General features: G+C 67.2%; 19 protein-coding genes. 4 read left to right on the forward strand and 15 right to left on the reverse strand.

Annotated features, from left to right (window positions below; translation table 11 throughout):
- The first annotated feature begins 47 nt into the window (after positions 1 to 47).
- The gene (gene chrA / locus ABTV68_RS11080) at positions 48 to 1,196 is read left to right on the forward strand and encodes a chromate efflux transporter (RefSeq protein ID WP_433677597.1); all 1,149 of its coding nucleotides are present in this window, start codon (positions 48 to 50) and stop codon (positions 1,194 to 1,196) included.
- Positions 1,197 to 1,231: 35 nt separating this feature from the next.
- Positions 1,232 to 2,467, forward strand: a complete 1,236-nt coding sequence (locus ABTV68_RS11085; RefSeq protein WP_433673727.1) for an AI-2E family transporter — start codon at positions 1,232 to 1,234, stop codon at positions 2,465 to 2,467.
- An 18-nt stretch (positions 2,468 to 2,485) separates the two neighbouring features.
- On the opposite strand, the gene ABTV68_RS11090 is transcribed toward ABTV68_RS11085, so the two are convergent.
- From ABTV68_RS11090 to ABTV68_RS11105, 4 genes are all read right to left on the reverse strand, one after another.
- Complete coding sequence (locus ABTV68_RS11090) at positions 2,486 to 3,667, reverse strand: thiolase C-terminal domain-containing protein (protein WP_433673728.1); 1,182 nt, start codon at positions 3,665 to 3,667, stop codon at positions 2,486 to 2,488.
- Positions 3,664 to 5,130 carry a class I adenylate-forming enzyme family protein gene (locus tag ABTV68_RS11095; RefSeq protein ID WP_433673730.1) on the reverse strand — a complete coding sequence of 489 codons (1,467 nt, stop codon included), beginning with the start codon at positions 5,128 to 5,130 and terminating at the stop codon, positions 3,664 to 3,666. The genes ABTV68_RS11090 and ABTV68_RS11095 overlap by 4 nt, the downstream gene beginning before the upstream one ends.
- Positions 5,131 to 5,208: 78 nt before the next feature.
- Positions 5,209 to 6,327: a DUF5938 domain-containing protein gene (locus ABTV68_RS11100; RefSeq protein ID WP_433673731.1), complete on the reverse strand. Its 1,119-nt coding sequence runs from the start codon at positions 6,325 to 6,327 to the stop codon at positions 5,209 to 5,211.
- A 10-nt stretch (positions 6,328 to 6,337) separates the two neighbouring features.
- Positions 6,338 to 7,138: an SDR family NAD(P)-dependent oxidoreductase gene (locus ABTV68_RS11105; protein ID WP_433673732.1), complete on the reverse strand. Its 801-nt coding sequence runs from the start codon at positions 7,136 to 7,138 to the stop codon at positions 6,338 to 6,340.
- A 149-nt stretch (positions 7,139 to 7,287) separates the two neighbouring features.
- On the opposite strand from ABTV68_RS11105, the gene ABTV68_RS11110 reads away from it, so the two are divergent.
- Positions 7,288 to 7,914: a TetR family transcriptional regulator gene (locus ABTV68_RS11110; RefSeq protein ID WP_433673733.1), complete on the forward strand. Its 627-nt coding sequence runs from the start codon at positions 7,288 to 7,290 to the stop codon at positions 7,912 to 7,914.
- A 54-nt stretch (positions 7,915 to 7,968) separates the two neighbouring features.
- On the opposite strand, the gene ABTV68_RS11115 is transcribed toward ABTV68_RS11110, so the two are convergent.
- Entirely contained in the window at positions 7,969 to 10,422 is a 2,454-nt protein-coding gene (locus tag ABTV68_RS11115) for a prealbumin-like fold domain-containing protein (RefSeq protein WP_433673734.1), read from the reverse strand.
- A 394-nt stretch (positions 10,423 to 10,816) separates the two neighbouring features.
- Between ABTV68_RS11115 and ABTV68_RS11120 the strand changes: the two genes are divergently transcribed.
- On the forward strand, positions 10,817 to 10,990 hold the full coding sequence (locus tag ABTV68_RS11120; protein ID WP_433673735.1) for a hypothetical protein: 174 nt from the start codon (positions 10,817 to 10,819) through the stop codon (positions 10,988 to 10,990).
- A gap of 69 nt (positions 10,991 to 11,059) precedes the next feature.
- Here the strand turns inward: ABTV68_RS11120 and ABTV68_RS11125 are convergent, their stop codons facing one another.
- From ABTV68_RS11125 to ABTV68_RS11170, 10 genes are all read right to left on the reverse strand, one after another.
- Positions 11,060 to 11,593 carry a TetR/AcrR family transcriptional regulator gene (locus ABTV68_RS11125; RefSeq protein WP_433673736.1) on the reverse strand — a complete coding sequence of 178 codons (534 nt, stop codon included), beginning with the start codon at positions 11,591 to 11,593 and terminating at the stop codon, positions 11,060 to 11,062.
- A gap of 3 nt (positions 11,594 to 11,596) precedes the next feature.
- Positions 11,597 to 11,905, reverse strand: coding sequence for a tautomerase family protein (locus ABTV68_RS11130; protein ID WP_433673737.1), 309 nt, complete (start codon positions 11,903 to 11,905; stop codon positions 11,597 to 11,599).
- A 25-nt stretch (positions 11,906 to 11,930) separates the two neighbouring features.
- On the reverse strand, positions 11,931 to 12,278 hold the full coding sequence (locus ABTV68_RS11135; RefSeq protein WP_433673738.1) for a DMP19 family protein: 348 nt from the start codon (positions 12,276 to 12,278) through the stop codon (positions 11,931 to 11,933).
- A 28-nt stretch (positions 12,279 to 12,306) separates the two neighbouring features.
- Positions 12,307 to 13,803, reverse strand: a complete 1,497-nt coding sequence (locus tag ABTV68_RS11140) for a diacylglycerol kinase family protein (protein WP_433673740.1) — start codon at positions 13,801 to 13,803, stop codon at positions 12,307 to 12,309.
- 86 nt (positions 13,804 to 13,889) lie between these two features.
- The gene (locus ABTV68_RS11145) at positions 13,890 to 14,219 is read right to left on the reverse strand and encodes a winged helix-turn-helix transcriptional regulator (protein WP_433673741.1); all 330 of its coding nucleotides are present in this window, start codon (positions 14,217 to 14,219) and stop codon (positions 13,890 to 13,892) included.
- On the reverse strand, positions 14,216 to 14,620 hold the full coding sequence (locus ABTV68_RS11150) for a VOC family protein (RefSeq protein ID WP_433673742.1): 405 nt from the start codon (positions 14,618 to 14,620) through the stop codon (positions 14,216 to 14,218). The genes ABTV68_RS11145 and ABTV68_RS11150 overlap by 4 nt, the downstream gene beginning before the upstream one ends.
- Before the next feature lie 583 nt (positions 14,621 to 15,203).
- Entirely contained in the window at positions 15,204 to 15,875 is a 672-nt protein-coding gene (locus ABTV68_RS11155) for an alpha/beta fold hydrolase (protein WP_433673743.1), read from the reverse strand.
- Between the two features lie 276 nt (positions 15,876 to 16,151).
- Positions 16,152 to 16,976: a lysostaphin resistance A-like protein gene (locus ABTV68_RS11160; RefSeq protein WP_433673744.1), complete on the reverse strand. Its 825-nt coding sequence runs from the start codon at positions 16,974 to 16,976 to the stop codon at positions 16,152 to 16,154.
- Positions 16,977 to 17,119: 143 nt separating this feature from the next.
- Entirely contained in the window at positions 17,120 to 17,749 is a 630-nt protein-coding gene (locus ABTV68_RS11165) for a response regulator (protein ID WP_433673745.1), read from the reverse strand.
- The gene (locus ABTV68_RS11170; protein WP_433673746.1) at positions 17,746 to 18,942 is read right to left on the reverse strand and encodes a DUF7134 domain-containing protein; all 1,197 of its coding nucleotides are present in this window, start codon (positions 18,940 to 18,942) and stop codon (positions 17,746 to 17,748) included. Before ABTV68_RS11170 ends, ABTV68_RS11165 begins: the two co-directional genes overlap by 4 nt.
- Positions 18,943 to 19,087 lie beyond the last annotated feature (145 nt).

Genomic DNA, 19,087 nt, shown 5'->3' on the forward strand with positions numbered 1-19,087 from the left:
GCCGACGGGCGAACGGGAGCGCAGGCGAGGTCTTCCGTGCGTTCTTCATGCTCGGTCTGACCTCCTTCGGCGGCCCCATCGCCCATCTCGGGTACTTCCGCGCGGAATTCGTGCAGCGCCGCGCATGGCTCGATGACGCTTCCTATGCGGATCTCGTCGCGCTGTGCCAGTTCCTTCCTGGCCCCGCATCCAGTCAGGTCGGCTTCGGCATCGGACTTCACCGCGCCGGGATGCGCGGCGCGCTCGCCGCCTTCATCGCCTTCACGTTGCCGTCCGCCGTGCTCATGACCGCGTTCGCGTTTGGAGCATCGCTCTTCGGCGGAGCGCTCGGTACCGGACTTCTCGCCGGGCTCAAGATCGTCGCCGTGGCAGTGATCGCACAGGCCGTGCTCGCCATGGCTCGCACTCTCACTCCGGATCGACCTCGCGCCGCCATTGCCGTCGTCGCTGCGACCGCGGCCCTGCTGCTGCCCGGGTCGCTGGGCCAGCTCGCGGCCATCGTGGCAGGCTCTGTGGCGGGATGGCTCCTGTGTCGGCCCGCGGTCGGCGAGACGGCGTCCGTCCTACGCATCCCCGTCCGGAAACGCACCGGTGTCGCCTCGCTCGCGATCTTCACGATCCTGCTTCTCGGCCTGCCGGTCCTGGCCATCGCCACCGGGTGGAGCATCGTCGGCTTCGTCGATGCGTTCTTCCGCTCGGGGTCATTGGTCTTCGGCGGCGGACACGTGGTCTTGCCGCTGCTGCACGGTGCGGTCGTCGACACCGGCTGGGTCGCGGAGGCGGAATTCCTCTCAGGATACGGTGCTGCGCAGGCGATGCCCGGACCGCTGTTCACCTTCGCCGCCTTCCTCGGCGCCGTCGCCTCGACGGGCCCGGGTGGTGTGCTCGGCGCGGCGATCGGGTTGCTCGCGATCTTCCTGCCCGGCTTCCTGCTCCTCATCGGTGTGCTGCCGTTCTGGGATGCGGTGCGCGCGCGTCCCCGCGTGCAGGCGATGATGAGCGGCGCCAGCGCTGCGGTGGTCGGCCTCCTCGCTGCGGCGCTGTACTCCCCCGTGTTCACCTCCGCCGTCCTCGGTGCCGCCGAGTTCTGCCTCGCCCTGTTGTGCTTCGTATTGCTGGTCGCCTGGCGCACGCCGCCGTGGATCGTGGTGATCCTCGGCGCTGCGGGCGGTGTGGTCATCGCTCTGGCGGGGTGAGCGAGCAGAGCGGGCGCGTCGCCTACAGTGAAGCCATGACCGCCCCCGAGTCCACGTCCCCCTCTCCCGTGCCCGCCGCTCCGGTGGAGGCTGCGGAGGACGCTGTCGAGACGGCCGAGGATCAGTCCCGCGACGCCGCGCTGGTTGAAACCGCAGACGACCAGGCGGCGCTCGCCGCTGCGGAGCCCCGGCGGCGACCACGATGGACCCGGATCGATCGGCCCTTCGCCTTCGGCTTCCTCGTGACGCTCGGTGCGCTGGCGGCGGTGCTTCTCGGTCTCGCACTGTCGAATCTGTCCACCATCCTCATCTACATCACCTTCGCCCTGTTCCTCGCGCTGGGACTCGATCCCGCGGTGCGGGCATTGGAGCGGCGCGGACTCGCGCGGGCCTGGGCCGTGGTCATCGTGATCGCCGGGCTCGCGGTGGTTCTCGCCGTGATCGTGCTGGCGATCCTGCCCACCGTCATCGATCAGATCAGCTCGTTCGTCGCTTCGATTCCCGGGACCATTCAGGCCTTCCTGGCCAGCGACTTCTACGCGACGCTGGAGGATCAATTCGGCGTCGGGCTCAGCGACGTGATGACCGAGGTGCAGAAGTTCCTCAGCGACCCCTCGCGCATCGCACAGATCAGCGGTGGCGCGCTGCAGATCGGCGGTGCCGCCCTGCAGGTCGGCGCCGCGATCGCCAATGGACTGTCCGGGGCGCTGATCGTGCTGGTGCTGACTCTCTACTTCCTCGCCACGATGCCTTCGATGAAGGCGGGGCTGATCACGCTGGCACCGGCGCGCGACCGTCGCCGGATCGATGACATCTCCTCGCAGATCACCGACTCCGTGGGCGGATACGTGATGGGAATGGTGTCCCTCGCCTTCATCAACGCCCTGTTGGTGTTCGTCGTCTACCTGGTGCTCAAGCTTCCGTTCCCGCCGCTGATGGCGACGGTCGCATTCCTCATCACCCTGATCCCATTGGTCGGCTCTCTGCTGTTCTGGGTCATCGGCACCGGTATCGCCCTGTTCACCTCACCCGTGCTCGCGCTGATCTTCGCGCTCGTCTACTTCGTTTACATGCAGGTGGAGGCATACGTGATCACACCGCGCGTGATGAATCGCGCCATCGCGATCCCCGGCTCCCTCGTGGTGATCGGCGCACTGGTCGGAGGCACCCTGCTGGGGCTGCTCGGCGCCCTGATCGCCGTGCCAGTGACCGCCTCGATCCTCATCATCATCACGCAGGTGTGGGTCCCGCATCAGAATCGGAAGGTGTGAACGGACCTCGCAGCCCGGTCAGGCGCGCACGAGGCGTTCGTACAGCGTGACGACGCAGGCGCTGCCGAGCCCCAGGTTGTGCTGCAGCGCGAGCGTAGCTCCCTCGACCTGACGAGCCCCCGCTGTGCCGCGCAGCTGCCACACCAGCTCGGCGCACTGAGCGAGGCCCGTCGCGCCGAGCGGGTGTCCCTTCGACAGCAGCCCACCGGAGGGGTTGGTCACGGTGCGGCCACCGTAGGTGTTCTGGCCGTCGGACACGAATCGGTCGCTCGTCCCCTCCGGCGTGAGGCGCAGCGCCTCGTAACTGATGATCTCGTTCGCCGTGAAGCAGTCGTGCAGTTCCACCACCGGGACATGCCGCGGATCGATTCCGGAGGCTTCGTACACCGCGTCCGCGGCTCGTCGGGCGATGCCACTGCCGACCAGCTCGATCGCGTCGCCGGCGAAGGTCGTGGCGGTGTCGCTCGTCATCGCCTGCGCACGGATCACGATCGAATCGTCCAGCCCGTGCGAGCGCGCGAACTCCGGTGTGCACAGGATCGCAGCCGCCGCGCCACACGTCGGCGGGCAGCACTGCAGTCGCGTCAGCGGCCCGTAGACGTGAGGGGAAGCCAGCACGTCCTCGACCGTGATCGGATCGCGGAAGACCGCGAACGGGTTGGCTCCCGCATGACGGCGAGCCTTGACGGCCACCTCCGCGAACAGGCGCACATCGACGTCGTACCGGTCCAGGTACGCCTGCCCGGCATCACCGAAGTAGCGCGCTGCGGGTGGCGCGTCGGATGGCGGTCGGTGCGCATCCCGTGTGGCCGCGAACCGCCAGAGCGACTCGGGGCGGTCGGTGTACACACTGCCGATCGCTCCCGGGGCCATCTGCTCGAATCCGACCACCAGCACGCACTGTGCGGCGCCGGATTCGATCGCCTGCCGGCCAAGCCAGAGCGCCGTCGAGCCACTCGCGCAGTAGTTGTTCGTGTTGATCACCGGAATGCCGGTCGGAGCCACGCCGTAGAGGGCGGTCTGGCCCGCTGCGGATTCGGCGTAGACGTAGCCCGCGTACGCCTGATCCAGGTCAGTGACATCGAGTCGGGCATCGCCCAGGGCCGCCCGAATCGCCTGCTCCCCCAGCTTGTCGTAGGTCTCGCTCTGCCGAGGGGTGCGGAAGGGAACCAGCCCGACACCGGCGACGACGGTCGTCACGACGTCTCCGCCAGTCGACGACGCAGTGCAGGTTTGTCGATCTTGCCGACGGGGTTCTTCGGCAGCTCTGGCAGGAGCAGCACTCGCTGCGGGCGTTTGAATGCGGCGAGTGTCTCCGCGACGCGCTCGGTGAGATCGGCCACCGACACGGCAGCCCCGTCACGAACGGCGACATACGCCACCGGAACTTCGCCCAGTACCGGATCGGGGGCGCCGACGACAGCGGCCTCCACGACATCGGGATGGGTATAGAGCGCGTTCTCGATCTCCTTGGGATAGATGTTCTCCCCGCCGCGGATGATCATGTCCTTGATCCGGTCCACGATCTGCAGGTAACCGTCGGCGTCGAATCGTCCGATGTCGCCGGTGTGCAGCCACCCGTCCATGATCGTCCGCGCCGTCTCCTCCGGCTTGCCGAGGTAGCCGGCCATGACCACCGGTCCTGCGATCACGATCTCGCCGACGGCTCCGGCGGGCAGCAGCTGCCCCTGATCGTCCATGATCGCGACCCGCTGGCCCGGTAGCGCAAGCCCCACGGTGCCGGGCTTGCGAACGCCACGCAACGGATTGATCGTGGACGCCGTCGTCGTCTCGGAGAGGCCGTAACCCTCGACGATCGTCACGTCGAATCGCTGTTCGAACCGCGTGATCGCCTCGGCGGGCATCGGCGCCGCGCCGCAGACGGCGAACCGCAGGGAAGACGTGTCCGGTTGGACGGAGTCGTCCAGGGACGATAGCAGTGCATAGATGGCGGGGACCGCGGAGAAGTAGGTGGGGCGCAGCCGTTCGACGTCGGCGAAGAAACGATCGCGGGCGAAACGGCCGGTGATGGAGACCTGCCCTCCCGCGCGCAGGGGCGAGAGCGTGCCCAGGACGATGCCGTTCGCATGGAACAGCGGGAGCACGAGAAGGCTGTGGTCACGAGCGTCGAGTTCGAACCAGGAGATGAAGGAGGAGGTCATCGCGTCGAGGTTCCGATGGGTGAGCATGACGCCCTTGGGTGTCCCCGTGGTGCCGCTCGTGTAGATGAGCAGCGCGAGCTGCTCATCGTCGAGATCGTGTACATCTGCTGCGGCGTCGGCGGTGGCGTCGCCGTCCTCGTCGAGGGCATCGAGACCGATGAGGTCCACGTCCAGGCCCAGGTCGGTGTCGGAGACGATAACCCGCGCACCGGAATCTGCCACCTGGTAGCCGACCTCCGCCGCACCGAGCACGGGATTGATCGGTGTCACCGCCGCCCCCAGCCGCCAGGCGGCGAAGAGCGTGACGATCAGTTCGACGCGGTTCGGGAGCAGGATGGCGACCACGTCCCCCCGACCGACTCCGCGTGCCGCGAGAGCTTTCGCGGCACGATGAACACGATCCCGAAGGTCACGGTTGCTGAGTTCGCCGGCGTCGTCGCGGATCGCCGGAGAATCCGGGGCGACCGCGGCGCGCTCGTCGGGGAGGGTGGAGAGATGCATGGAGACCTTCGCTTGCGGGCGTGCTCGGCGCCAAGAGGAAGCCGTGGTGCTGCCTCACCAGAGGCGGCACCACGGGGTTTAGGAACGGGTGATGACGGGAGCGGCCACGAGTCCGAACGCGCGCAGCTGTCCGAGCAGCTCCTCGTGTCCGAAGGCCTGGCATGCGGATGCGAAGCCCACGCGGCGCGGCGCCTCCTGGATGAGTGAGAACGCCGCGAAGGCCTGCAGCAGACCGGTCTGCTTGTAGTTGCTGTTCCCGTGGATCACCACGTGCGAGCGACGCAGCGGACCGGACGCGTGCACGGAGTCCACCGACCTGTTCAGGCGCGGGTTCTCGCGCGGCGGCATGTCGGCCTGGAGCGATGCGGCGATATCGCCGAGCGCCTTCTCCTGCGCGGCCGGGTCGAGGGGGCGGATCTGGTCCTCGAACATCTGGACCGTCTGACCGACGCCCTCCATCACGGCGCGGTTCAAGACTCCGCCGATGGCACGGACGTTGCCGACCCGTGGGTCGCTCTCGAACCAGATCGGGTGGGACATGCCACCCCACGGCACCGCGATGGCCATCTCGTGGTAGCCGGGGACGGTCACGTCATAGCGCGAGGTGTGGTCCCATTCGACGAGCTTGTTCTGCTCCAGGTAGTACCAGTTGGCCTTCAGGATCGTGAAGATCGTCTGCGTCGAGGCGAAGGTCGGCAGGCCCTTCCACAGGACGAGGATGTCGAGCGTGTCGTAACCGCCGCCCTCGAGCGCGATGTTGGCTGCGATCTCACTCACCGTGTACATGTGCGCGATGCCGGGTGAGAGGAGAAGTCCGGTCTCAGCGAAGGCAGCGCCCCAGGTCTCGCGGGCGTGCAGCACCCAGTCCTGCTCCCCCGTGGTGTCCGTGTAGTGGGCACCGATCTTCAGCGCCGCCTCCACGACCTCGGGACCGAACTTGATGAACGGTCCCGCGGTGTTGCAGATGACCTTCGCGCCCTCGAATGCCGCCGCGAGTGCCTCGGCGTCGTTCTCCACGCCGATCACCTCGTAGTCGGCGGTCTCGATCCCGGGGATCTTGTCGACCACGGCCTGGACGCGCTCCGCGTCTCGTCCGGCGGCGACGAAGGGAACTCCGAGCTCTCGCAGGTACTCGCAGATCAGGCGGCCGGTGTATCCGCTGACGCCGTAGACGACGACGGGCTTGGTTGTGCTCATTTTGGGTCCCTCACATTCCCATGGCGCCGTCGACAGACAGCGTCACGCCGTTGACGAAGGCCGATTCTTCAGACAGCAGGAAGACGACGCCGCGAGCGATATCGTCTTCGGTCGCCAGTCGACCCGACGGGGTCAGGGACACCACGGCTCCAACGGCCGCGTCCACGGAGGGGAACAGTCCAAGCCGCTCCATGTCCACGGCCAGCTGACCGCCCATCGCGTTGGGCACGAGACCCGGACACACGGTGTTCACGCGTACGCCGTAACCCAGGCGACCGGATTCGGCGGCGGCGACCTTCGTCAGCCGCTCCACCGCGGACTTCGAGGCCGAGTACGCCGCGATGCCTGGGAACGCGATCGTCGCAGCGACGGACGCGATGTTCACGATGGCGCCGCCGCCACCGGCTCCGCCCTCTGGTCGCATGGCCCGGAACGCGTGCTTGATCCCGAGCGCGGTGCCGACGACGTTGACGTCGAAGATCCGCCGCATCGACGCCGGGTCGAGGTCGACGAACAGGTCGGAGATCTCGATGCCGGCGTTGTTGACAAGTCCGGTGAGTCCGCCGAGTGCCTCCAGCGCCGCCGGAATGGCTCGGCCCCAGGATTCGTCGTCGGTCACGTCGAGCGGGATGAAGACCGCGGTCCCACCTCCCTCGGACAGCTCGGCCGCGGCCGCTCGACCCGCCGTTTCATCGATGTCCGCGATGGCGACCGCGCCACCGCGGGCGACGATCTCACGTGCTGTCCTGAGTCCGATGCCGTTCGCTGCCCCCGTAAGGAGGGTGCGAGTGCCGGCCATGTCAGAGGTCATGGGTGCTCCAGTTCTTTCGACGGTGAAAGTGGTGCGATCAGTACACCGCACATTTGGACACCTGACAAGGAAAATTTGGACAGCTGTTCAAAACTCGCGATCGCCCGCCACAAAAGCGCGTATCATCGAGGAATTCGGGAGGGTCGAGTATGAGCACCGCGATGCAGCGCGCCGAGCGAGCGGGCACCAACAAGTTCGAACAGCGCCGTCAGGAGCTGGCGGCGGCAGCCCTGGACGCCATCGCTGAGCAGGGCTTCGCACGCACGGGCCTGCGCGACATCTCCGCGCGCACGAACCTCTCCACGGGGATCCTGCACTACTACTTCACCGACAAAGACGACCTCATCGCCCAGGCCATCTGGCAGTACAAGTCGGAGTGCGCCCGTCGATACGACCCGATCGTCGCCACCGCCGTCACTGCCGAGGAACTCGCCGTGCGGTTTGGCGAGGAGATGTCACGCACGCTGCGCGATGAGGCGGACATGCACCGCCTCTGGTACGACCTGAGAAATCAGGCGCTCTTCGACGACGGCTTCCGCGACACGATCGTGGCGATCGATGATCTGCTCGCGGACATGGTGTGGGCGGTCGTGGTCCGTCATGCGGAGTTGCGTGGCGTCTCCCCCGTCGTCGATCGAGAAACCGCGTACGCGCTGTTCGACGGAGTTTTCTTGAACGCGCTGATCGCGTACATGCGTGGCGACCTCCCGGTGTTGAACGACCTGCGGGTCCGCGTCGCCGCCCTCCTCTCGACAAGCGCGCCTGAACGCGCGTAGCGCACTCGCTCACGCGTGCTGAGCCGCGCGCTCACACGTTGCTGACGGGCGCTCTCACGAGTGCGAGCGTGAGCGACGAGTCCGCAGGAACGCTCCGAAGCCGAGCGTCAACAACAGCAGAGCTGCGGTGAGGAGCGCCGTCGGGATCGCAGATCCGGTTGCGGGCAGATCGGGGTCGCCGGCCCCGACCGCTCCTGCCGAGGTGGACGGACTGCCTGTTCCACCCGGGACGGGCACGGGGGAAGTCTCCGTTGCGGTGCGAGTCGGCGTTGCCGATGCCGTGGATGTCGGTGACGGAGATGCCGTCGAGGTCGGGGTGGCGGTCGCGCTCGGTGTCGGCGTCGCGGTCGGCGTGGCGGTGACGCTCGGCGTGGGCGTCACGCTCGGTGTCGGGGTCGACGTAGGCGTAACGGTCGGCGTAGGCGTAGCGGTCGGCGTAGGCGTAGGGGTCGGCGTGGGCGTAGGGGTCGGCGTCAGCGTCGGTGTACCCGTCGGCGTCGGCGTGGGAGTCGGCGTCGGAGTCGACGTCGGAGTCGGCGCAACCTGCTGCTCGTTGACGAAGGTGCAGTCGACGGCGGAGCCTGCCGCAACGTCCACAACGGTGGTCTGCGCCGCCTGCTCCACCTCCACCGGAGCACCCTCAACGGTGCAGGTGACGGAATCGAACGTCCAGCCGTCCTGAGCGCGCTCCGACAGAGTGAGATCGAAGGACCCGCTGCCTGTGGTCACGGTGGTCGTGGCGCTGCCCTCGGAATCCGTGGTGAGCGGTCCGTCCGGGGCAAAGGACGAATCCGCGGCATCGACCGCTGCGTCGAACACCCATCCGACTCCGGGCCGCTGCCCGCCAGCAGCGTCCTCGATCTTGTGAACCGTGACTGTGGATTCAACGGGATCGTCGCGGTTGAGGAAGGTGCACTCCACGCTCGCCCCCGGCACGACCTGTGGAATGCGGACGCCGGTCTGAACTCTCACATCGATCGGGATCCCATCGACCATGCAGGTCACGTCTTCGAGAAACCAGCCGTGGCGCCACTGCTCGGTGATATCGATGTCGAAGGGCGACGGTCCGTTCGTGGTGATCTCGGCAGTCGCCGTTCCGTTCACGTCCGTCACCACCGTGGCATCGGGCGCGATCGCGGCCGCCGCGGAAGTGTCGAGATCGAAGCTCCATCCCTCCCCCGCCGACACCGTCCCGGTGTGTGAACGCTCCTGCTTATGGATCACCACGTCCGTGCGGCAGACCATGGCGTCCACCAGCTCCGAGGTGAGCGATACCAGACGGTCCCAGTCCGCGCTCGCGTAGTCGGCCAGCGCCGCGGGAGTCGCGGGGTATTCGGCGGGGCCGCTGATGGCCTGAATCGATGTCTCGGGTTGCGACGGCACAGAGGTGGCGCCGTCCAGGTTGATTCCGATACCGAAGACGCGCGTGCCCTCGGCCTTGAGCTGATTGGCCGAGTACCGACCCTGGTCGAGCTCGGCGAAGCGCTGCGGGAACGTCGAGGAGGCAGGCATGTACGGCGCCCCCGACTTGTCGGGAAGCCCGTCGGTCAGCACGAAAGCGATGTCGTAGTCGACGTCATCCTCCGCCACCGCCGCAATCCCGCGATCCCAGTTCGTGCCGCTGGAGGTGACGTATGAATCGATGTCGGCGATCAGTTCATCGCGGCCGCTGTCCACGGGTGTGAGCGGGTGCTGGGAGGTGTTGCTCGACGGGGCATAGCGGGAGAACGTGAACAGCGCGGCCGAGGATCCCGACCCGACCAGCCCATCCACGAGCACGCGTCCGGCTTCCTTGACCAACGGCAGGTTCGCCTCTCCGATCGACGAAGACAGGTCGAAGACGATCGCCACGTTCAGCGGACGGCACTCCTGCGTGAGCACCGGGTTGTTGAGCGACAGGCCCAACGTACCGAAGGTGTCGCGCTGAGTGAGATCCGTGTCCGCGCTCGGGTCCACGGCCTCGGGCAGCTGGATCAACGCACCGCCGACCACCTGTTCGGCAGGCACCGGCACGCTGTAGGGAATCTGCCCGCGCTGCCCCGTGCGGTTCGAGGTGTAGAAGGAGTCGACGACGTAGGTGTTCTCGGCCGCTGGGCTGCCCGGCACCGGCTCACCGAAAACCACCCAGAAGTCCGCACCGACGTTCACACCACCGGGCTGGGTGTCGGGGATCACGAATTCGCACATGCCGGCGTCATTGCTGCCGACGGTGCACCGAGCCCAGTCACCGGCTACCGCCTGGCTCCCGTCCGCATCCGCCGCGAGATACAGTGTCTGGCCCTCTGTGAAGCGATGGTCGACGGCCGCGGGGGTGAGTCCCGGGGACACCCGGACGTCGGCGAGCTGAACTCGAACCACGGTTGTCGTAGCCGTCGGTTCCGTAGCGGCCAGCGCGGGAGAGGACCCTGCGGATACGAGCCAGCCAACTCCGATCGCCACCACCGCCGCGAAAGCCAGGCCGCGCCGCGACTGCCGTCGGAGAACTTTGTCGCGGAATGAGCGAAACATCCAGGCCCCCTTCTGCATAATGCATGCCTACCGGGCAGGATACGCAGATCACCGCGGCCGAGGGAACCGATGTGGCACAGAAAGTATGCAGGGCGAGCGATCGGATCCGCCGCGGACCGGGCGGTCTGGGTATCCGGAACCGGCTGACGTCAGCGCTCTGCGCGGCGAGGGAGACCCCGGGCACCGGTGACGAGCGGAGCGGCCACGACATCGAATATCTCCATCGAGTGCTCGCGCGAGAGATTGCAGCCGCTCCCTCGACGGCCGCGAGAAGCTGGGCCGCGACCTGCGAATCCGGGAGCGCTCCCGTCTCCGGATGAGTCAGGCGATATCGTCGCTCCATGAGCGCCAGACAACACGCTGACTTCTCGGGCATGGGAATCGGTGGCGAGAGGTGGCTGACCTCCTCAATCCCCTGTTCATCCGCCGCAGGAACATGCTGCCGGCCTCCGGTGCCGCGCTAGCGGCCCTTCCCGCACCGCGGCGCGAGCGTGTTCTTGTCGCGATCGAGCGCGCGCGGCCGGAGACGGCGAACAGCGTGCGGGAGCTCATCGCTCAGAACGAGTGATCTCAGGCGGACGACAGTCCCCTCCAGCACGATGTCAGGACGGTACACGAGGCAGACCTGACGCACTGCTCACGAGCTGCACGGCCACGACATCGAACACCTCGATCGAGTGCTCGGCGCGAGAAATCGCGACCGCACCCTCGACGGCCGCGAGAAGCTGGGCCGCGAACCCGGCCGCCGCGGACTGATCCACTCCCCCGCCTCCAGCAGTTCGGCGAGCAGGGCGCGCCAATCACGGAACAGCTCGCCGGTCCGGTCGCGCAACTGCCCCGGCCCCGCCGACGCCGTCACGGCCAGGAGGAAGCATCCCACCGCGAAGTCGGTGTGGATCAGCCCCTGCCGCCACGCACCAGTGAATGCGCGGACGATGTCTTCTGGCCCACTCCCCCGCAGCTGCCCCAGGTGCGCGAAAGTTCGCTCAGCATGCGTGTTCAGAGCGAGTTCGATCAGCTCATCCTTCCCGCCCGGGAAGTGGTGATAGATCGACCCGCGAGGGGCACCGGATCGCGCGAGCACGGCGCTGAACGAGGTCGCCTGATACCCCTCCTCCGCCAGAATCCGCACGGCCGTATCGACCATCGAGGTCTTCGCGCTGGCCGTCATCGCTTAGGCACCTTGGATCGCCGCGATCTGCGCACGCGCGGCCTGAACGAGCTCCTCGTTCGTGTGCGCGTGCCCCCACAGCCCCCAACCGCCCTCCGCGGCCTCGGTGAGCATCACCCACGTGCGCTCGACGAGCGTCGGGTCCCCCGCCGCCTCCGCGACAGCCGCGGTCAGCTGTGCCACGACAGCCACCTGCTTCTCGCGGCTCAGAGCGCCCGCGTTGGTCAGAACCTGGACGCGGACGTAGTCGCTGGCTCCATCGACGTTCTGGATCCGACCGGCTGGAACTTCGTGAACTGAGCGTGACGCCATCCCCCAGGGGCCACAACGACGCTGGTCAGAAGGCTTCTCGCCACGCGCGGGACTCTGCCGCGAGAGACGGCTCGCTCATGAGGTACTCGATACTCAGCAGCTGCAGCTCGTCGCGCAGCGGACGACCATCGGCAGCGTGCCAATCCGCAAGGAACGCCCGGTAGCCGGTCTTGTCGTCGAGTGCGAGCCGAATCGCACGCACGTAGTACGCCTGCGCACGAGGGGCGCCGACGGCGATCAGCATGTCCTCGATGTCGGCAAGCCCCTCGCCTCGGGCGTTGAACAAGACCTGAGCGAAACCACCCTGCCGCAGATCCCGCTCGAAGACGGAGAGCCGGCTCTCCAGCTCTCCTCGGAGTTCCGAATTCCCCATAGTCCGCCGCGCTTCGATCGACCGGATGTCAGGCACCGCGACGGGCGCGATAGACGGTGAGTGCCCGGCGAGCCGATCGCACGTGCAGCACGTCAGCGAGCTCCCCGACCTCGCCATCACGGGCGACGCGAGTCGGTCCATTCGGGAGCGCGATCTCCAGCTCCGGCGCGGACACCTCGTGATACTGCTTCACTCGGCCGAGCTGACCGGTGAGGGTGGCGAGCAGAACCACCACCCGCGATCCGCGCGTCGAAACATCGAGGATTCGGAGGTCCAGCAGGCCATCCTGCAGATCGTCTCGCGTGCTCGGCGCGAAGCCCTGGGGCTGGTACTGGCCGTTGCCGAGGAACAGCAGGCTCGACTCCCGCGTCCGACCGTCGACAGTGACGGCCACCGAACGGTTCTTCGCCATCACACGCCACCCGGCCACCAGCGCGGCCAACGGCTTGCCGATGCGCTTCTCCAACCGCTCCCGAATCCGCACGAAGTCGGTGTACGCGCCAACACTCGCGGTGTTGAGGAAGATCTCGTCGTTCGCGTACGCCACGTCGACTTTGCCAACCGTGCCCCGCTGAATCGCCTGCACCGTGCGAACGGCGGAGGCGGTTCCCACAGCTCGGGCGAAGTGGTTGAAGGTGCCGGCCGGGAACACCGCGAGCGGCACGTCATGATCGATCGCCGCCTGGGCTGCGGCACGAACCGTCCCATCGCCGCCGGCAACCGCGAGCACTTCGGCCTCCGAGGCCGCGGCATCCATCACGGCGGATACGTCGTCGTCGGGACCGATCTCGACGACACGCATGTGCGGAAGCCGCCGTCGCAAGGTCTGCGACAGCGCGGCACCGCGTCCGCTGTGCGACGCGGGGTTGACCACGAGGGTCACGCCGGCGCCTGTCGGGCGCGGCTCGACCTGGTCCAACTCCTGCGGCTGAGATCGGGTGGGCGACGGCACCGGCGGTACCAGTCGACGTCCGATCGCGGCCACCGTCCCCCCGAGCAGGAAGCCGGCCGCCACATCCGACGGATAGTGTGCTCCGGTCGCGGTGCGGGAGAAGCCGACCAGACCCGCGAGCACCTGCAGCGGGATGCCGAGTGCCGGGAGTTCGGTCGAGACTGCCGCCGCGAACGCTGCCGCACTCGCGGAATGGCCGCTCGGGAAGGACGACGAGGTCGGAACCCGTCGGGAAAGCCGACCGAGGGGAATCAGCGAGCGCAGCGGCCGTTCCCGGTGATGCAGGCGCTTGGCCAGCTGGTTGGCGATCAGGCTCGTCGCGCCCAGGGTGACGACACCCCGCAGCGCTGCACGCCGCGTTCGACCGCGATTGATGACGTAGAGCCCACCCGCGATCGCGAGCCAGAGCACGGAATGGTCGGCGGCGTTCGTGAGCTTCGGCATCCAGCGATCCAGCACCGGGCTCGGCGTGGTCGCGACGGCGGAGTACACCGCGCGATCGAGCGCTCGGACCTGCGTCCGCGTCTCCGCGGCCGCTCGCCGGATTCTGCCGACGGACTTCTTGCGCAGCATCGGCCACCTCCCCCCTTCACGTTAGCGAACAGCCACGAAACGGGCTGCGAATCGCCGAGACGCAGTGACGGTGTGGAGGGCGTCGATCATGCGCACTGCGAGTCGGTGGGTGACGCGGGCGCGCCTCCCCCGCGATCCTCGTGGCCTGCTCCCCAGCGCGCGAGCGCGGCGATCGCATCGCTCAGCTCGTGGCCACGATCGGTCAGCGCATACGCACGCGTGTTGTGGCGGAGCGGGAGACGTGCGAGGACGCCGGCCGCCTCGAGCTCCCGCAAACGCGTGGCGAGCATGTTCGTCGGGACACCGAGCTCACGCTGCAGATCGCCGTAGCGCTGCGGGCACTCGAGGAGCTGTTCGACGATCAACAGGGCCCACCGCGCCCCGACGACATCGAGTGCCGCGGCGAGGTCGCTCACGCGGTCGCGTCGGCGTCCGGCTTCATCCAGAACGGCGAATAGTGGTAGCCGTCCGGGTCGTCGAACTGGCGCTGGTACATGAACGGGTAGTCGTCGATGTCGCCTACCCGGCCGCCGGCTGCGGCCGCACGTTCGACGAGGTCGTCGACTGCCTCGCGACTTTCGAGGTCGAAGGAGACGGTCACCTTCGAGGGAGTGTCCGCATTGCCGACCAGCTCCTCGACGCCACCGACGCTGGCGTACATCTCTCGGCTGCCGAGCATGACGTACTGATCCGGTGCGATCGCGAAGCACGACACGTTGTGGTCGGACATCTCCGTATTGAGAGTCCAGCCGAGGGCGGTGTAAAAGGCCGTCGAGCGCTCAACGCTCTCTACCGGGCAGGTGATGAAAAGGCTCATGCGGACACACTTGCAAAATGCAAGCGACTCGTCAATAACTTGACCACAACTCCAACACCACGGACGCGGTGCTCTTCAGGTACCCGCATGCGGGTCAGGCGCCATTGGACGCATTCCGAACTTCGATGCGTTCGCAAACACACTTCAATATGCAGTGCTCAGACCACAGCCACATTTCCATCTCATAAAGACCCGACGGTAAAGTCTCTGTGTAGACCTCGGCAACGTCGGCATATGTCCAGGGTTCTGGAATTGAACTGTTGAACGTCAATGCGCTCACGCAAGAACACGTGAGATCAAAGTGAGTCGTGTCATCAACATGGTGGACCCTGATCCGCAACCGAAGGTCATGCAGGACCGGATCGAAAACGAAGCTCGTTAGCTGCCCGCCCCACAGATCATTGACGGTGGGCGACGCGCCCCTCCGAGACCGTCCAGATCCTGCCCCACGTATGCTCCGCATGGGAGTCATTGTAGGGACGACACGCATTTCTGGCGCGTGCATGACCCCCACCGACACCGAGATCACGGCAAGCTGCTGATGGATCTCCCACCCCGGCTGTCCGGACTCTCTGCAGCGCGACTATCGAAGTAGTGCCAACACCGCGTCAGCGAAGGCTTCTGGCTCTTCCTGCGGCACGTTGTGACCGGCGTTCGGGAGCAGACGGTGTTCGTACTCACCGGTGAAGAAGTCGCGATCGTCCGCCGCACTACCGCCGCCGACCCCGTCCGATCCGCTTTCGATGACGATCGTCGGAACCCCGATTCGCGGTTGCTCCGCAAGCCGCCGCTCCAACCGGTCATAGCGAGGATCACCGTCGACGAGCCCGAACCGATGACGGTAGGAGTGAATCACGACATCAACGAAATCGGGATTGTGCAGGGAGATCGCGGATGCGCGGAAGGCCGTCGTCGCCTCCGCCCAGGTGGGCGACCAGTCGCGCCAGAGCATCTCGCGTATCGCCTCGCGGTTCTGTTCAAGACCGCTCCGCCCGCGGGCGGAGTGGAAGTAGTACTGGTACCAGGAGGTCTTCTCCCACGCGGGTGGCGCCGGGTCTCCGGCGTTCGCGATGTCCTGGATGTTGTAGCCGTCGACCGTCACGAGACCATTCACGCGCTCGGGAAAGAGCGCGGCGACGATGCACGCGGCGCGGCCTCCCCAGTCGTAGCCGGCGAGAACCGCCTGATCGATGCGCAAGGCGTCGAGGAGGTCGACGAGGTCCTGTCCGAGCGCCGCCTGCTGTCCCGACCGCATGGTTCCTTGGTCGCAACCGCGTTCGCCCGAAGCTCCGGAGATACGGCGCGATGATGTGCGCTCCTGCGCGAGCGAGCAGCGCCGAGACCTCGTCATAGGCGCGTACGTCGTAAGGAAAGCCGTGCAGCAGGACGACCGTGGGCCCAGCTGGATCACCGATGCTCTCCTAGTCGATCGACAGTAACGGCGTGGAGATCGCTCCGCGATGGCGACAGTACATAGTCATCGTGCTTCCTGTCCCGGCATGCGACCAGCCTGATACAACCCCGTGCACAGTCAAGCTTCTCCGTGGGATTGCTGGGCGACGGGAGCCGGCGCGCCGGTCCGTCGACGGCTCCACAGCAGCAGCAGCGCGGCGCTGACGGCGGTGCCGAGCAGCACGAAGAGCCCGGTGTCGCCGGCCAGATACTCGTTGACGAGGACGGGGTCGGACGCGACGACGAGGTTGGTGCCGATCCAGGCGAACGCGGCATTGTGCCCGAAGTGCGCGAGGACGGCGACCCACACGCTGCCAGATCGCTCGCGCAGCAGGCCGAACAGAATCGAGAACGCGAAGACGCTGCCGGTGAACAACAGGAGCACGATTACGCGGCTTCCGTCGGTGTGGTAGTCGGGGGTCAGCAGGATGTATGGCAGATGCCAGCAGACCCAGACAGCTCCGATAACGATCCACGACCACACCTGCCCCACGCGCCGGGCCAGGTGGGACTGCAGATAGCCGCGCCAGCCGACCTCCTCCGCGAAGGCGAGGATCGGTCCGGTGATGCAGAGGCTGAGAAGGTCAGCCCCGGCCGTCGGCGCCAGGGTGAAATGGGCGGCACCCACTCCGACCACGGCGGCGAACGACAGGAAGCTCACCCCCGCGGTGACGAGCAGGGTGATCGGCCACCAGCCTGCGCCGAGCCGGGTGAACCCGATGGTGCGCCACCCTTCCTTCCTGTAGCCGTCGCGCGTGACGACGAACATCATGAACATCGTCATGAGCAGCGGCGACACCGCGAGAATCAGACCGCCGGCGATCTGCGCCGTGGTGAGGGAGATCAGAAGGACACCGGCGATGAAGATGACGGCCCTGGCTGTGTCGGAGAGAGTACGAAACATCGGCTCGCTTTCGCGTTCGGGATGGGATCTCCAGACACGCTACGAGCGGGCTGGCTTCCGACGCGTCCGTCCAGGGATGCCCGAAGAGTCATCGAAAGTTGCACGATCTCTCGACCCTCGAAGATCGCCTCCGGCGTCGAGCGCTACTCGCTCAACCCGTGCTTCACCGCGAACAGCACCAGCTGGACGCGGTCGCGAAGGCCGAGCTTCGCGAGGATGCGCGACACGTACGACTTCACGGTCGTCTCACTCAGAAACAGGGCGGCTGCGATCTCACTGTTGGTCATGCCCGAAGCCGCACGCAGGAACACACCCCGCTCACTCGCGGTGAGCAGCGCGTACTCATCGGGAAGCGGAGGCCGCGCAGGGTGCTGAAGCGGCGTCGATCGCGCCAGGACCGTTGTGCCGTCGGCGACCGAGCGGATCGCCGAGATCAGGAGCTCCGCACGGGCGTCCTTTAGCACGAACCCGCTGGCGCCTGCGGAGAGCGCGGCCCGTGTGTTGGGGTCATCGTCGAAGGTCGTCAGCACCAAGACGCGCGGCGGATCCGGGAGGCGAGTGATCCGTTCCGTCGCGGCAAGACCCCCCGCTCCGGGCATCTGCAGATCCATGAGGACGACATCGATGCCGCCGTCCTCTTCGACCACGCGCACCGCGTCTTCGCCGGATGCGCACTCCCCCACGATGTCGAGGTCGGGCTGGGTGCTCACGATCATCGCCACACCGGCGCGGAACAGGGCTTGATCGTCGACGATCAACAGACGAATGGTCACGCGGTCCCCCGGCGATCGAGCGGAAGAAACGCTGTGAGGGTGAAGAAGCCGAGCAGGGCGGATGTGCGAACGGTGCCGCCGACGTGATGGGCGCGCTCGTGCATGCCGACGATGCCGTGACCGCCCCCGCTGGGTTTGACGCCTGGGGTGACGGGGTTGGTCACCGTCACCTCCAGCGCCTCCTCCGCCCAGGCCAGGTGCAGCGAGATCTCTTCTGCTGCCCGCCCGTGGCGTATCGCGTTGGTGAGCGCTTCCTGAACGATCCGGAACGCCGCGGCATCGACCTGCGCGGCGAGCGTCCGACGATCGCCGGTCTCGGTCATCGTCACCCTCGCACCAGAAGAACGCAGTTGGGTGAGCAGGCCCTCCAAGCGAGCAAGCGATGGTTGCGGGCTGTCACGTTCCCCTTCGCGCAGCTCCGCCAGGACGCTGCGCACCTCGGCCAACGCGGCGCGCCCCGTCTCGGCGATGGTGATCAACGACCCCGCATCCGCGGTGCCACGCGTCTCGGCGATCATTCGGACGCCCTCGGCCTGCGCGATCATCACCGTCAATGAGTGCGCGACGACATCGTGCACGTCCCGTGCGATCCTCGCCCGCTCCTCCTCGACAGCGATCGCGTGCCGCGCCTGCTCGGCAGCGATGCCTGCGGCCACGCGCTCCCGCGTCGCACGGGAACTGACGACTCGGAGCGTGCCCAGGAGCCACGCGACGAAGAGAATCAGCACGCACAAGGTGGCAAGGAAAGGCACAGAGCCCGGCGCGCTGCCCTCCGCGCTGGGGACCGCGATCGCGAGGAACCATCCGGCGAGCAGCCCGCCGATCACCGCCGAGATCAGACCGAGGATGCTCACGACGCGCGAACCGTACGCTGCGGTCGAATACAGCACCACCAGGATCGCGACGCTCTCCGGCCCGACCTCCTGGACGAACGCCACCTGGATCAACGCACCGGCCCAAGCCAGCACCAGGGCCAGGAGCGGCACGCTGCGTCGGAAGACGACAGCGCCGCACAGCAGGATCGCGACCACCGGCCACGATGAGATGCGCAGCGACTCTGTCGCCTCGCCACCCCACAGCACGAGCGCGCCGCTGACCAGAAACAACCCGAGCGCGAGTGTTCCGTCGATGATCTGCGTTGCCGCCAACGCAGGGCGACGCACAGACGGTGAGTCACGGTGCGATGCAGTCATCCGACCATCATCGACCACGGTGCGGCGAAAATGCCGCGACACAGTGGTCGCGCGACGCAGCGCAGCTCTGGCCGTCGGCGCTGGCACGCCACTGCGGCGGGATGGCGGGACGAACAAGGACGATGACGCCGCCGACGCTGAGTTC

Origin of the sequence: Microbacterium gorillae (assembly GCF_050990725.1) — a bacterium.
Taxonomy (GTDB): Bacteria; Actinomycetota; Actinomycetes; order Actinomycetales; family Microbacteriaceae; genus Microbacterium; species Microbacterium gorillae_A.

Bases quoted from the DNA above. Each gene is read 5' to 3' on its own strand.
- ABTV68_RS11170 (WP_433673746.1), bottom strand. From the start codon at position 18,942: ATGACTGCATCGCACCGTGACTCACCGTCTGTGCGTCGCCCTGCGTTG.
- ABTV68_RS11105 (WP_433673732.1), bottom strand. From the start codon at position 7,138: ATGACCTCTGACATGGCCGGCACTCGCACCCTCCTTACGGGGGCAGCG.
- ABTV68_RS11125 (WP_433673736.1), bottom strand. From the start codon at position 11,593: ATGACGGCCAGCGCGAAGACCTCGATGGTCGATACGGCCGTGCGGATT.
- ABTV68_RS11135 (WP_433673738.1), bottom strand. From the start codon at position 12,278: ATGGGGAATTCGGAACTCCGAGGAGAGCTGGAGAGCCGGCTCTCCGTC.
- chrA (WP_433677597.1), top strand. From the start codon at position 48: ATGCTCGGTCTGACCTCCTTCGGCGGCCCCATCGCCCATCTCGGGTAC.
- ABTV68_RS11160 (WP_433673744.1), bottom strand. From the start codon at position 16,976: ATGTTTCGTACTCTCTCCGACACAGCCAGGGCCGTCATCTTCATCGCC.
- ABTV68_RS11140 (WP_433673740.1), bottom strand. From the start codon at position 13,803: ATGCTGCGCAAGAAGTCCGTCGGCAGAATCCGGCGAGCGGCCGCGGAG.
- ABTV68_RS11155 (WP_433673743.1), bottom strand. From the start codon at position 15,875: ATGCGGTCGGGACAGCAGGCGGCGCTCGGACAGGACCTCGTCGACCTC.
- ABTV68_RS11085 (WP_433673727.1), top strand. From the start codon at position 1,232: ATGACCGCCCCCGAGTCCACGTCCCCCTCTCCCGTGCCCGCCGCTCCG.
- ABTV68_RS11115 (WP_433673734.1), bottom strand. From the start codon at position 10,422: ATGTTTCGCTCATTCCGCGACAAAGTTCTCCGACGGCAGTCGCGGCGC.
- ABTV68_RS11095 (WP_433673730.1), bottom strand. From the start codon at position 5,130: ATGCATCTCTCCACCCTCCCCGACGAGCGCGCCGCGGTCGCCCCGGAT.
- ABTV68_RS11100 (WP_433673731.1), bottom strand. From the start codon at position 6,327: ATGAGCACAACCAAGCCCGTCGTCGTCTACGGCGTCAGCGGATACACC.
- ABTV68_RS11110 (WP_433673733.1), top strand. From the start codon at position 7,288: ATGAGCACCGCGATGCAGCGCGCCGAGCGAGCGGGCACCAACAAGTTC.
- ABTV68_RS11130 (WP_433673737.1), bottom strand. From the start codon at position 11,905: ATGGCGTCACGCTCAGTTCACGAAGTTCCAGCCGGTCGGATCCAGAAC.
- ABTV68_RS11150 (WP_433673742.1), bottom strand. From the start codon at position 14,620: ATGAGCCTTTTCATCACCTGCCCGGTAGAGAGCGTTGAGCGCTCGACG.